The sequence below is a fragment of the Saccharothrix ecbatanensis genome (genome assembly GCF_014205015.1).
GTDB classification, from domain to species: domain Bacteria; phylum Actinomycetota; class Actinomycetes; order Mycobacteriales; family Pseudonocardiaceae; genus Actinosynnema; species Actinosynnema ecbatanense.
This window is the reverse complement of sequence record NZ_JACHMO010000001.1, coordinates 24,634-37,949: the sequence shown is the minus strand read 5'-3', so window position 1 is coordinate 37,949 and position 13,316 is coordinate 24,634. Positions and strand designations below refer to the sequence as shown.

Genomic DNA, 13,316 nt, shown 5'->3' with positions numbered 1-13,316 from the left:
AACCCGGTGATCCACTGCATATGCGTTATGTTATAATCGAATGGGCTAATCAGGTTCGATAGAAGGGGCAAATTGTGAGCCAGCTGCTGCCAACCGTGCCTTATCGGGGCACGCGGGATTTCTTGCCAGCGGAGGTTTCCGTGCGGCAGCAGGTCTTCCATCGCCTGTTCGAAACAATCGAGAAGTACGGCTACGCCCGTTACGACGGCCCAATTCTGGAACCCGCCGAGATCTATGAGGCCAAGTCCGGCCAGGAAATCGCGGACCAGCAGCTGTACTCGCTCGTGGACCGCGGTGGACGACGGCTGGCGCTGCGCCCCGAGATGACCCCCTCGGCCGCTCGGATGATCGCCGGGAACGCGGGGAAGCTCCAGTTCCCGGTGCGCTGGTACTGCAACGTGAACTGCCACCGCTACGAGCGGCCGCAGCGCGGGCGGCTGCGCGAGCACTGGCAGATCAACGTCGACGTCTTCGGTTCGGACAGCCCGAACTGCGAGATCGAGATCTTCGAGCTCATCCACGACATGATGTCCGCGCTGGGCGCCACCAAGGACATGTGGGTGTTGCGCGCCAGTGACAGGGTGATCCTGGAGAGCATCCTGATCGACATCGTCGGCGTGGAACGGGAGAAGCTCGCCCCGGCGTCCTCGCTCATCGACCGGTGGGCGAAGGTCCCCCGCGAGCGGCTCGTCGCCGACGCCGAGGAGCTCGGGATCGACGACAAGCAGTTCCACCGCCTGGAGGAGGTGCTCCAGAGCGGCCAGGACGTGCTGGGCGAGATCTCGCCGGACGCGCTGAGCCGGTCCAACCTGGCGACGGTGCTCAAGGGCGAGGCCAAGGACCTGGTCAAGTTCGACCCGTTCATCGTGCGTGGCCTGCAGTACTACACCGGCACCGTGTTCGAGGTGTTCGACCTCCACCCCGACAACACGAGGTCGCTCTTCGGAGGTGGGCGGTACAGCGACCTGGCGGGCTTGTTCACCACGCAGCGGATCCCGGGCATCGGCTTCGGCATGGGCGACGTGACGCTGCACGACTTCCTCAGCGTGCACGGGCTGCGCCCGCAGCCGGGCGCGGAGGTGGACGCGGCGGTCGTGCCGATCGACGACTCCCTCATGCCGGAGTGCCGGGAACTCGCACGTCGGCTGCGCCAGGAAGGCGTGCGGACCTCCGTGCCGATCGAGCCGCGCAAACTGGGCAAAGAACTCGTCCGCGCCAGCCAGGACGGCGCGCGGGTCGCGGTGATCGTCGGCGTTCGGGAATGGGAGCGGGACGTGGTGATCGTTCGCGACCTGGTCGCCCAGGAGCAGGTCGAGGTCCCCGTCGCCGAGTTCACGCAGCGGGTGAAGGCAGCGCTGCAACCCGCGTGACGAACTCGACCGGTTCGCGGTAGCGATCGCGTCGGATGCGGTCGGGCCTGCCCGTGGTGTCGAACCACGGGCAGGCCACGGCACCGGCGGTCATCGCAGCAAGAGCGGAACGACAAGCAAGAGCCGAACAACAAGCAGGAGCGGAACCACATGCGTTCCGCAGTGAAATTCCAACAAGTCAATCCTTTTCCTCCGTCACCGTTTGCGGTACTCTCGACTTGGCGATACCACGCCGGTGAAGACGCAGTGCGGTAAGTATTCACGGCCCTTTCTTCGCCACCGACCGTCGACGGTCGTCGAACGGCGCTGATTCCGAATCAGGGGTATCAAACCCCGACGATCCGAATCTGCTGAGCGGTCGAGCACCACTGAACGCCTATTGCGCAATGGATTGGCGCGGCTTCACCTCAGCGCGCCTCGACCGATGACCCCACTCGGACGGAGACCATTCCGTATGACCAGCCAATCATATTTACTGATCAAACCCGAGGCCATCGAGTGCGGCTTGCGGAGCGAGATCTACGAATCGGTCAAGGATGCCGGCCTCAACGTCGTCTGCCAACACGAGTTCATCGCACAGCCCAGGCACTTCGAGCTCGGCTGGTCCGACCTCCGCAAGGACCTGCACCCGCTCGAACACGTGGTCTTCGAACTGTGGTTCGCCGGCAAGCCGGTCGAGCTCCTCCTCGTCGAGACCGAACACCACGCCCACCAGGCGGCGTTGCTGGCCAAGGCCCGGATCCGCAACGACTACTCCCGGGGCGCGTTCCGGAACATGGTCCACGCCCCGGACAGCGACTTCGAGTTCCGGCTGCAACTGGGCGGGTTCGACACCGGCTGCCCGCGGTGCTCGGCGGCCGCGACGAGGATCACGAGCGACCACGACACGCCGCAGGCGTTCTCGGGCGGCACCCTGCTGCCCGAAGAACTCCGGAACCCGGACGTGATCATGGAGCACGTCGCGCCCATCTGGAACGACCCGCAGTCCTACTTCTGGTCGCTCGGGACACCCGAACCGTGGCAGGTCTCCGGACCGGGCGAGCGCGCGTACTCCACCTACCTCAGGTACTCACCGTACGACCTGTCCTACGACAACCTGGTGGGTGCGCTGCTCGACTCGTTCCCCGGGATGACCTTCGGGCGCGCGTCGGAACTGCTCTTCTCCGCGATGAACCGCTCGGACGTGGCCATCGCGACCGGGACTCGCACCGACGTCACCCTCGCCCAGCGCTCGCTCATGCGGCAGGGGCTCAACCTCGCGGTCCGCCCGACGCGGGACAAGGCGGCCGGCGACCACCGGTAGCGGTTCACCGCGACGGCCGGGGACTCGGCTCACCAGGCCCGGCGAGTCGCGAAGGGACGAACGCACCGACGGCCGGACAGGGCCCGCCCGTTCACGGGCGCGTGCAGACGCAGTCGACAAAGGACGGAGCGATTCCTTGGAGACCCCCTTCACCCGAACACCCCGGGGCTTCGTAGATCGCGCCGGCGAGGACGTGCAGCGCATCACCGCTGTCGTGCGCTCCTTCCAGGACATCTCGGCACGTTACGGGTTCATCCCGCTCACGCCGGCGCCGGTCGGGTACGCGGAGACCTTCGAACGATTCGGCTCGGCCGCGCACGAGCGGATGTTCGTGTTCCCGGACCGCAAGGAACGCAGGCTGGCCCTCACCGCCGACTCCCTGCCTGCCGTGCTCCGCGCCCTGCACGGCACGGGACTCCTCCACGGCGGCGCACCGGTGGCGGCGAGCGGGGAGGTGCTCATCGCCCGATACGTCCGCAAGCCGCTGCGGAGCTGGACCCACCTGACCGCGGTCATGTGGCAGCACCCGGTGGAACTGGCCGCCGACCTCACCTTGGCGCGGTTGTGGACGGATGTGTTCCAGCGCCTCGACGTCACTTTCCGGGCGGTGTACACGGACTTCGGCGTCGTGGACGTCGTGGCGGAACAGCTCGGCCTCGGCCCCGGCGAAGCCCGCCTGGCCCTGTACCGGCAGCGCAAGGCGATTCCCCAGGAGGACGACCGGGCGGAAGAACTGCTCGACCGGCTCGGCCTCGTGCGTGCCGCGGCACAGCCGAAGTCGGATCCGGAGGCCGCGCTGATCGCGGTGCGCAGAGCCGCACCGCACCTGGCGGAGCGGACGGACCACATCCACGCGGTGCTCGCCGAATCCCGGCGGATCGGCACCGACGTCGTACTGGACTGGTCCTGGCAGCACGGAACCCAGTACCACGCCGGTCTCAGCTTCCTCCTCCGCGGCGCCGACGGCCGGATCCTCGCCGACGGTGGCGGGTACCACCACATCGTCGGCCAACTCGACCCCGGCACGCGATCGTGCTGGAGCTCGGCCGGCGGCGCGGAGCGGATCGCCGGTGTCATCACGTTGCCGCGCGCACCGCTGGTGCACCTCTACCGGCTGGGGGACTTCGACGCGGACCAGTTCCTGCGCATCGCCACCGACATGCGGGCCGCCGGCCACCACGTCCGGGAGCACTGGCAGCCGCACGGGTCCGGCCGGGGCGCCCGCCGGATCCCACCGGACCCGTGGGTCTGGGTCGCCCTGGTCGGCTCCAGGGAACAGGAAGCCCAAGCCGTGACGGTGCGCAACGCCGCAGACGCCAGCCTGTCGTTCGAGGTCCCCTTGCGGAGCAAGGCATCCGCCGTCCACGCACCCTCTTAGTCGCCCGAATTGACAGTTTCGTCGACCGATAGGTGAACCCCATGCCAGACCGGCCCAACACGCAACACGGCCTAGCCGACCTCATCGCTCGCCGCGACGCGCCCATCATGGTGTGGGGCGGAGGCTTCATCGGATTGTCGGCGGCGGTCGCCTTCGCCGATGTCGGCTTCCGGTGCCACGTGGTGGACATCGACGCGGACCGCGTCGTCTCCATCAACAACGCCAGGGTCCCGGTGCCCGGGTTCGAGGACCGGATCCCACTGCGACGGGAGCTGGTGGACGACGGGCGGCTGAGCGCGGGTCTCCCCGACGAGGTCCCGTGGCCGGCCGCCGTCCACGTGGTGTGCGTCAACACCGACCGCTCGGGAAAACCGGTCGTCGAACCGCTCTTGGACGTGCTCCGCCGGATCCGGGCGCTGCACGGCGCCGGCGGGGAGGTGATCGTCTCGATCGAGAGCACGGTCAACGTCCGGTGGTTGCGGGAGGAGGTGCTGCCCACGCTGCTGGGTGACGCCCCCGACTGGCCGGGCCTTCACCTGATCGCCGCACCCCGCCGGGACTGGATGCTGTCGGCGGACATGAACCTGAAGACCCTGCCCCGGGTGGTCGGCTCCTGGCGCGACGAATCCCGACCGTTGGCCGAGGCGCTGTACTCGTCGGTCTCCGAGCACGTCCACGTCGCCCGGGACTGGGCGCACGCCGCGCTGACCAAGCCGGTCGAGAACCTGTACCGCTACCTGGATCTCGTGCTCACCAACCAGCTGACCGAGGCGTACCCGGATCTCGACGTCGTCGAGGTGCTGAAGCTGGCCGGCACGAAGTGGAACATGCCCACCTACCATCCCTCGATCGGCATCGGCGGCTACTGCATCCCGCTGAGCCCGGAGTTCATCGTCGAGGACGTGGCACAGAGCCAGGCGATGCCCATCGTGCACTCGGCCCGGGAGTGGTCCGCCGCCTATCCTCGGCAGTTGGCGGCCAAGCTCCGCGACCTCGCCGATGGGCCGATCGGCATCTTGGGCGTGAGCTACGCGCCGGATGCCCGGATCAGCGAGGGCTCCCCCGCCGCCGCACTGGCGCGCTGCCTCCGCGAACTGGGCGTGGAGGTGCGGGTGCACGACCCGTACTTCACCCCGGACGAAGCCACTCATCTGACCGGGAGCGCTCCGCTGGCCTACCCGACGGGGCTCGCCGAGGTGCGCATGCTGGTCGTCGCCACGGCTCACGCCGAGTACCGCGACCTGCCGGACATCATCACCAAGCTCAGCTCACCGCCCTTGATCGTCGACAACCTCGGCCTGTTCCGCGAGGAGCTGGTGAGCAGGGGGATCCAGTACTTCGAACTGGGTGCGCTGTCCGTCAAGTAGACGCACGCGTTCAACGAACGACTCTCAACGATCAATTCGATTCGGTCACCACAGGGGTGGATGTTCTCCGCGGCACCGTCCGGTGCGGCGGCATCCGAGGAGGGAAGCCAAGTGAAATCTGTCGTCACGGGGGGTAGCGGGTTCCTCGGGAGCACGATCGCGCAGCTGCTCTTGGAGCAGGGGCACGAGGTGGTGGTGGTCGACCTCCTGCCACCCGGCTCGAAAGGACTGCACGTCGACTGCCGATTCGTCCAAGGTGACGTGCGGAACCGGGAACTGCTCGCCGAGCTGTTCGACGGCGCCGACGAGGTGTTCCACCTGGCAGGTGTCCTGGGCACGGCGGAGCTGCAGGAGAGCCAGGAACTGGCCATCGACGTCAACATCAAGGGCACGGTCGCGGTGTTCGAGACCGCGGTCGAGCACGGGGTGCCGAGGGTCTTCTACCCGGGCAAGCCCAACGTCTGGCTGAACACCTACAGCATCACCAAGTACGCCGCCGAGCAGTTCGCGCGCATGTCCAACCTCGAACACCCGGACACCAAGATCTGCTCGTTGCGCTACTACAACGCCTACGGTCCCGGTCAGGCGCTCCACCCCATCCGGAAGATCGTCCCGGCGTTCGCCGCGCAGGCCATGCGCGGGCTCCCGCTCGAGGTCTTCGGGGACGGCGAGCAGATCGTAGACATGATCTACTCCCGCGACCTCGCCGACCTGACGATCAAGTTCACCCGTCAGTGCATCACCGACGTCGTGCCGGACTGCGGCAGCGGCGTCGGCAAGACGGTCAACGAGGTCGCCGCGCTCGTCAACGAGCACTTCGGCAACAACGCCGGCATCAAGTACCTGCCGATGCGCAGCGGCGAGACCCCACGCGCCGTGCTGACCGCCAACCTCACGGAACTCACGACGAACTTCGGCCTCTACGACCACTCCAACTACGAGGAGTCCATGAAGACGACGCTGGAGTGGTACACGGACCTCAGCCCATCGGTGCTGGACGAGGCCGCGCGATTCTACTCGTGGGAAAGCGCACGTCGACCGGAATAGTCCCGGTCCGCTGAACCTGTCGGCCGGCGTCCTGCCACACCTTGACAGGACGCCGGCCGACGTCACCCGCAGACCTTGACCTGGCAGCAACCGCGTGATCCCCCTCCCGCCGCAACACGTAACCCGACTGAGTGCTTCCCCGCCCTTCCGGTCAGTGCCAGGGTCGAGGTGGACGACAGGGGGTGACCGTGGGCGGTGGGGTGATCGGCGCTCGTGTGAGCCGTGCGGAGGACGTGCGGCTGCTCACGGGGCGGGCGGTGTTCATCGACGACGTGCGGCCGCCCGGTGTGCTGGAGGCGGCGATCCTGCGCAGCCCGCACCCGCATGCCCGGATCGTGCGCATCGACACGACCGCAGCCGCCGCGTACCCCGGTGTGTTCGCCGTCGTCACGGGCGCGGACGTGAAGTCGATGGTGCGGCGGCCACAGCCGCTGATCTGGCGGCCGGCGCCGGACGGGCCCGAGACGGTCGCGTATCCGCTCGCGGTCGACAAGGTGCTCTACACCGGGCACGGTCTGGCCGCCGTCGCCGCGGTCGACCGCGCCACTGCCGAGGACGCGCTGGAGCTGATCGACGTCGAGTACGGGCTGTTGCCGGCCGTCACGACGCTGGAGCAGGCGCTGTCGCCGGACGCGCCCCGACTGCACGAGGACTGGCCGGACAACGTGGCGGGCCGCGCCGTGGTGGCGCAGGGCGACGTGGAGGCGGCGTTCGCGCGGGCCGACGTGGTGCTGCGGGAGACGTTCCGCTTCGCCCGGCAGTGGGGCGCGTCCCTGGAGACGCGGGGTGTCGTCGCGACCTGGGATCCGTTCACCTCGCACCTGGACGCGTGGGTCAACACCCAGAGCCCGCACCTGATCCGCGAGCTGTTCGCCGAGGTCCTCGGCCTGTCGGTGGACAAGGTGCGGGTGCGCGTGCCCGACATCGGCGGCGGCTTCGGCAGCAAGTCCGGCTTCTACGGCGACCAGGTGGTGGCCGCGGTCCTGTCCCGCGTGTCCGGGCGGCCGGTGAAGTTCCTCGAGGACCGGAGGGAGAGCTTCGTCGCCACCGTGCACGCGCGGGAGCAGCGCATCGACGTCGAGGTGGCGGCTCGGGCCGACGGCACGATCACCGGTCTGCGCGGCACCGTGCACGGCGTGCTCGGCGCCAACTTCAGCACCGTCGGCCTCAGCCCGTGCTGGACGACCGCCGCCATCATGACCGGGCCGTACGCCATCCCGGCGGTCGAGCTGAACGTCGTCGGCGTGGTCACGAACAAGCCGCCCTACGGCGCATACCGGGGGTACGGGCTGCCCAAGGCGAACTTCGTGCACGAGCACATGGTGGAAGCTGTGGCCCGACGCTTCGGCCTCGACCCGCACGATGTGCGGCGGCGCAACTTCGTGACCGATTTCCCCTACCAGAGCCCGGTGTTCGTCTACGACAGCGGCCGGTACGCCGAGTGCCTGGACCTGTGCCGTGACGCCGTTCGCCGTGCCGGGTGGGCCGACCGGGTGGCCCGTGCGCGTGCCGAGGGTGCGCACATGGGCATCGGCTACGCCTTCCACAACGAGGTGTCCGCGTTCGCGCCGTCCCGGATCGTCAACATGTCGGGGCTGGACCACTCCGGGTTCGACGAGGCCGCGGTGCGCATCGACTCGACCGGGCGCGTGACCGTCCACACCGGACAAACGTCGATGGGTCAGGGGATCCACACGGCGCTGGCGCAGGTCGCGGCGCACGCGCTGGACGTGCCGCTGGACCACGTCACGGTGATCTCCGGTGACACCGACTCCGCTCCGTACACCGGGTACGGCACCGCGGCCAGCCGTGCCGCCGCGGTCGGTGGCGCGGCCGTGCTCAACGCCGCCACCCGACTGCGGGCCAAGGTGCTGCGCATCGCCGCCCACGTCTTCGAGGCCTCGCCGGACGACCTGGAGATCAGCGATGGCGTGGTATCGGTCAAGGGCGTGCCGGGGCGGAGCGTGACCTTGGCCGCCATCGGCGACGCGGCCTACCGACGACCGCACGGCGTGCTGCCCGACGACGAAGAACCGACGCTGCACGAGCGCGAGGTGTACGACCCCGTCAACGTCGCCACGGCGTTCGGCTGCACGGCCGTACTCGCCTCCGTCGACGTGGAGACCGGTGTCGTGGAACTCCTCGGCTACCTCATCGCCCACGACTGCGGCACGATGATCAACCCGATGATCGTGGAGGGGCAGCTCCAGGGCGGCGCGGCGCAGGCCATCGGCGGCGCGCTGTACGAGCGGCTGGCCTACGGCACGTCGGGAGAAGCGCTGACCCGGTCGTTCGCCGAGTACCTGCTGCCGACGGCCGGCGTGGTGCCGCCGTTCGGCATCAGCCACATGGAGACACCCGCCGACCACATCCCCGGCGGCTTCAAGGGAGCCGGGGAGGCCGGGGTGATCGGTGGCGGAGCGGCGATCGCGCACGCCGTGCAGGACGCGCTGGCGGAGTTCCGCGTGCGGATCACGTCGCTGCCGATCACACCACCGGACCTGCTGGCCGCGATCCGGACGGGAGCCGAGCGGTGAAGGCGGCGCGTTTCGACTACGTCCGGGCATCCACCGCGGAAATGGCGGTGGACGCGCTCGCGCGGGGCGCCGTCGCGTTGGCGGGCGGCCAGAGCCTCATCCCGCTGCTGAACACGCGGACGCGACGGCCGGAGGTCGTGGTCGACGTGTCCCGGTTGCCGTTGACCCGCGTCGTGCAGGACGGTTCGACGCTCGTGCTCGGGGCACTGACCCGGCTGCGCGCCGCCGAGACGTCCCCGGTCGTGCGCCGGGCCGTGCCGCTGCTGGCCGAGGCCCTGACCCACGTCGGTCATGTGTCCGTGCGCAACCGCGGCACCGTGGGCGGCAGCGTCGCGCACGCCGACCCAGCGGCCGAACTGCCCGCGGTCTTCCTGGCGCTGGACGCGGTCTTCACGGCCCAAGGTCCCAGTGGCACAAGGGAGATCGACGCCCACGACTTCTTCCTCGGCCCCCACCGCACGGCGTTGGCCTCCGACGAACTGCTCACCGGCATCCGCGTCCCACTGCCACCGCCGACCGCCCGGCACGGCATCGCCGAACTGAGCCGCCGCCCCAACGACCTGGCGATCACGGCGGTCTTCACCTTGGTCACGCTCACCGACGGCGTCGTCACCGAGGCCCGCATCGCCGTGGCCGGTGCGGCGCCCACCCCGATCCGTGCTCACGCGGCGGAAGAGCTGCTGCGAGGCCAAGCCCTCACACCGGATGTGTTGACCGCGGCGGCGGACGCGGCGGCGGCGGCGACCGACCCCGTCGACGACGTGCACGCCCCTGCCACGTACCGCCGCGACATGACGGCCGTGCTCACCCGCAGGGCGCTGCGGCAGGCGGTGGCCGAGTGAAGATCACCGTCACGGTCAACGGCCACACCCGCACCGCCGACTGCGAACCCCGCCGCACGCTCGCCGACTTCCTGCGCCACGATCTGGGCCTCACCGGTGTGCACGTCGGCTGTGAGCACGGCGCGTGCGGCTCGTGCACGGTCCTGCTGGACGGCGCGACGGCCCGCTCGTGCTGCGTCCTGGCGGTTCAGGCGGAGGGCAGCGAGATCACCACGGTCGAGGGCCAGGCGGCCACGTCCCTGACTCCCCTGCAGGAGTCGTTCCGCCGACACCACGCCCTGCAGTGCGGCTTCTGCACACCGGGGATGCTGGCCGTGGCGACGGAACTGCTGCGCGACAACCCCTCCCCCACCGAGGCCGAGATCCGCGCCGCGATCTCCGGCAACCTCTGCCGCTGCACGGGCTACCACAACATCGTCACCGCCATCGCCGCCGCCCGCGACCAGGGTGACTCGTCGAACGCCGACACGCCACCGCAGCCGCCCGGAGCCTGACCACGGCCCTTCAGCCCCGGGTCGTTCGGCACTGACTGAGGTACCACGCGGGACCACCCCAGTCCACACCTCGCAAGATCCGGTGGATGTCAGCGAAGACAGTGGTTCTGAATGCGATCAAAACCACCGTGGGCGCCCCAAGTCGGTCGATGCAACGAAGGTCATCGTCCTCCAACTCATGGAAAGTGGGCGAGTTCGGCGTTTCGACCCATACTTCCCATGACGGCCGGTCGCCGAACCTACACAGAAGGTACTCATCACCAGACGCAGATCTGGTCTCCACCTGCACGGCTCGCCTCGCGAGAACGTCTGCCACATCAGCCAACACGACTTCACGCGCGACGAGCAGAAGAAGCGATTCCATTAGGACCGCTCGGGGTTCACAGCCGACGGCCCTTGACGACCTACGATCTGCCTCGTCAGACCGCGACCGTCGCCACCCTTCGCCTCGATGGTGGCGTTCGCAGTCTCAATGTCGAGTTCGAGGCCGCCGCGAGTACGGTTCACTGCCAAAACATGACCTGGGTAGCGGTCATCGATCGCATTGGCCAACTCCCCTACATCTGGGTCATCCGACGACCACTTGCCAGTACCACAGTTGTGGACCAGAAAGTCGAGACCACCGGCCAGCACATAGTACGTGTGGACGCCGTCGATGGTGAGGTCGTAGACCGGTACGAAGCTGGTATAGCGGTCGACGTCGGTGACCGTCGGCGAGGTGCCGTCGGCCGACGTGAGGTGCCGGCCGGGTTTGAGGTCGCCGATGTTGACGAAGCGGCCTTCGGCGTCGCCCCAGACCGGGTGCCATGACGTCGCGTCCACGGTGCCGTTGTAGTTGTCGCGGGTGAGGAAGCGGTTGAGGCCGGGGTTGTAGTCGCGGAAGCCCATATCGTAGCTGCCGGACGCCCGGTCCCAGCGTTTGCCGTTGTAGCGGTAGAAGTTGTAGGGCTCGTTGCCGGGCTGCTGGGTTTGGGGTTTGTCGATGCCGGTGAAGGCTTCGGTGTCGTCCTTGCCGTAGGCCATCACGGTGGCTACCAAGTCGACCCGCCGAACTTCGACGCCAATGCCAACTCCCTGATCTGCTGTACGGCCACGATCACCACGGCCGTGAGCACGAGGGGAATACCGTGTTTCAATGAAGTGATTGCACCGGCGAGGTCCTCCATTAGGGCGCGCGGCTTGATCCACGGGCCCCCGGCACGACCCACAGGGTCGTCTCGTGACCAGGCACGACGGCCCGGTCACATGGCGGTACACCTGGGACAGCGACGACCGCCTGGTGCGGGTCGTCACGCCGGACGGTTCCACGTGGCGCTACCTCTACGACCCGCTGGGGCTGCGCATCGCGAAAGAGCACATCCTCGAAGGCTCCAGCACGCCGGTCGACCGGGTGGACTTCACCCGGGACGGCGAGACGCTCGTCGAGCAGTCCCGCTCCGGCCGCACCACGACGTGGGACTACCTGCCCGACAGCCACCGGCCGGTGACGCAGGTCGAGCGCGTCCCCGTGGACCGGGAGCGCGTGGATGAGCAGTCCGCTCGATCGTCACCGACCTGGTCGGCACGCCGACCGAACTGCTCTCCGCACGGGGCGACGTGGTGTGGCGGGCCCGATCCACGGTGTGGGGCATCACGCCCGACCAGGCCGACCGGGTGCCCCTGCGCTTCCCGGGCCAGTACCACGACGCGGAGACCGGCCCGCATTACAACCACTTCCGGTTCTACGACCCCAGGACCGCGAGGTACGTCTCCGCCGATCCGCTGGGGCTCGGCGGCGGCTACGCTCCGCACAGTTGCGTCCGCAACCCCGGCACGTGGTTCGACCCGCTAGGTCTGACCGAGGACAGCCCGGTCGGGACGGTCGTCAACGACAGGGGCGTGCGAGTGCAGATCTACTCCAACGACCACGCTCCCCCGCACGCCCACGTCAAGGGCGGTGGCGCGGAAACCCGGATCGGCCAGAACGGCAAACCGCTGGAGGGCGACCCCGAGTTGTCACGCAGGCAGCAGCAGGTCGTGGACGACCACATCCGGGAGATCCGCAACGCCATCCGCCGGGACATGCGCCGCTACCGACCCTGCGAGGGCTCGGGAGGAGGGTCGTCGTGACCGAGCACGATCGGTTCCCGGAGTTCGTCGCGGCGACCGGCCTCCAGGACGTGGACGTGAACGTGGGCGTGCACGACGAACACGTGCGGCACGAGGTGTATCTGCGTGCGTTGGCGGACGCCACACCACCCGACGACCTCCAGGTCATCACGCGCGTGCTCGGAGATCCGGACCAGGTTATGGCGGTGTCCGCCGTCGTGCGGCACCTGGATCGATTGGGCGAGTCACACCCGGACTTCGACACCTGGGCGGAAGCGGTGCTGCCGGTGCTCGGTGGTCGCGAGTTCCCGACGCGCCGAGTCGCCGAGTGGCTCTTGTACCGGGATCTGGTGGCGGGCGGTGAACCGGATCGCGACCGACTGCGAGAGGCGTCGGACTGGTTGCAGCGCAAGGTGGCCGACAACCTGACCAGGCCTTCGGTGCTGGAGGTGTTGGCCGAAGTCGGCCGGACCAAGCGAGTGCGCAACACCGCCAAGTCGAAGATCCGATGACCGCGTGGTTCGACGGAGGTGTCTGGCGTCCACGATGTGCTCCGTGTGCAGCAGCTCGCGGCGATCGAGCTCGGCATCGGTTCTCCGAGGACTTGCACGTCCGGTGACGGTCGCGTCGGTGGTGACCACCTTCACGACCAAGTGCGGCGATCCCACAACGATGGGTCGTCGCAGGTCTCGGTGAGATGCATCTTCCTCAATGGGCGGGAGGTCGTCCTCCCCAGTCGACTTTCGTGGTTCCAACGAAGGAGCTGGGTCGCCAGGTCCGACATGCCTCCGCCCGGACGACGGTCCTCAATGGAGCGAGCGGTACGCCTGCATCGCCGACGGAACGTCCCGCAGGCCACTGGCCAGCCGACGATCTGGACGCGTAACCAC

General features: G+C 68.6%; 11 protein-coding genes. 10 read left to right on the top strand and 1 reads right to left on the bottom strand.

Features of this window, described 5'->3' with window-relative positions; all coding sequences use genetic code 11:
• Nucleotides 1-74 precede the first annotated feature (74 nt).
• The 8 genes from hisS to F4560_RS00140 all read left to right on the top strand — a co-directional run bounded on the left by hisS (nt 75) and on the right by F4560_RS00140 (nt 10,338).
• Nucleotides 75-1,370, top strand: coding sequence for a histidine--tRNA ligase (gene hisS, locus F4560_RS00175; RefSeq protein WP_184914495.1), 1,296 nt, complete (start codon nt 75-77; stop codon nt 1,368-1,370).
• Between the two features lie 454 nt (nt 1,371-1,824).
• Nucleotides 1,825-2,673: a hypothetical protein gene (locus tag F4560_RS00170; protein ID WP_184914492.1), complete on the top strand. Its 849-nt coding sequence runs from the start codon at nt 1,825-1,827 to the stop codon at nt 2,671-2,673.
• Between the two features lie 136 nt (nt 2,674-2,809).
• Nucleotides 2,810-4,051, top strand: coding sequence for an ATP phosphoribosyltransferase regulatory subunit (locus F4560_RS00165; protein WP_184914489.1), 1,242 nt, complete (start codon nt 2,810-2,812; stop codon nt 4,049-4,051).
• A 41-nt stretch (nt 4,052-4,092) separates the two neighbouring features.
• Nucleotides 4,093-5,418 (top strand): UDP binding domain-containing protein, encoded by a 1,326-nt coding sequence (locus tag F4560_RS00160; RefSeq protein WP_184914487.1) that lies wholly within the window; start codon nt 4,093-4,095, stop codon nt 5,416-5,418.
• 111 nt (nt 5,419-5,529) lie between these two features.
• Nucleotides 5,530-6,465, top strand: coding sequence for an NAD-dependent epimerase/dehydratase family protein (locus tag F4560_RS00155; RefSeq protein ID WP_184914483.1), 936 nt, complete (start codon nt 5,530-5,532; stop codon nt 6,463-6,465).
• Between the two features lie 182 nt (nt 6,466-6,647).
• On the top strand, nt 6,648-9,002 hold the full coding sequence (locus tag F4560_RS00150; protein ID WP_312867870.1) for a xanthine dehydrogenase family protein molybdopterin-binding subunit: 2,355 nt from the start codon (nt 6,648-6,650) through the stop codon (nt 9,000-9,002).
• Nucleotides 8,999-9,844, top strand: coding sequence for an FAD binding domain-containing protein (locus F4560_RS45905; RefSeq protein ID WP_184914480.1), 846 nt, complete (start codon nt 8,999-9,001; stop codon nt 9,842-9,844). Before F4560_RS00150 ends, F4560_RS45905 begins: the two co-directional genes overlap by 4 nt.
• Complete coding sequence (locus F4560_RS00140; RefSeq protein ID WP_184914477.1) at nt 9,841-10,338, top strand: (2Fe-2S)-binding protein; 498 nt, start codon at nt 9,841-9,843, stop codon at nt 10,336-10,338. Before F4560_RS45905 ends, F4560_RS00140 begins: the two co-directional genes overlap by 4 nt.
• A gap of 363 nt (nt 10,339-10,701) precedes the next feature.
• Here F4560_RS00140 and F4560_RS00135 read toward each other — a convergent pair whose 3' ends face one another.
• The gene (locus F4560_RS00135; protein ID WP_184914474.1) at nt 10,702-11,361 is read right to left on the bottom strand and encodes an RHS repeat-associated core domain-containing protein; all 660 of its coding nucleotides are present in this window, start codon (nt 11,359-11,361) and stop codon (nt 10,702-10,704) included.
• 519 nt (nt 11,362-11,880) lie between these two features.
• Between F4560_RS00135 and F4560_RS00130 the strand changes: the two genes are divergently transcribed.
• Nucleotides 11,881-12,447 carry an RHS repeat-associated core domain-containing protein gene (locus F4560_RS00130; protein ID WP_312869829.1) on the top strand — a complete coding sequence of 189 codons (567 nt, stop codon included), beginning with the start codon at nt 11,881-11,883 and terminating at the stop codon, nt 12,445-12,447.
• Nucleotides 12,444-12,938 carry a hypothetical protein gene (locus tag F4560_RS00125; protein ID WP_184914469.1) on the top strand — a complete coding sequence of 165 codons (495 nt, stop codon included), beginning with the start codon at nt 12,444-12,446 and terminating at the stop codon, nt 12,936-12,938. Before F4560_RS00130 ends, F4560_RS00125 begins: the two co-directional genes overlap by 4 nt.
• The last annotated feature ends 378 nt before the right edge of the window (nt 12,939-13,316 follow it).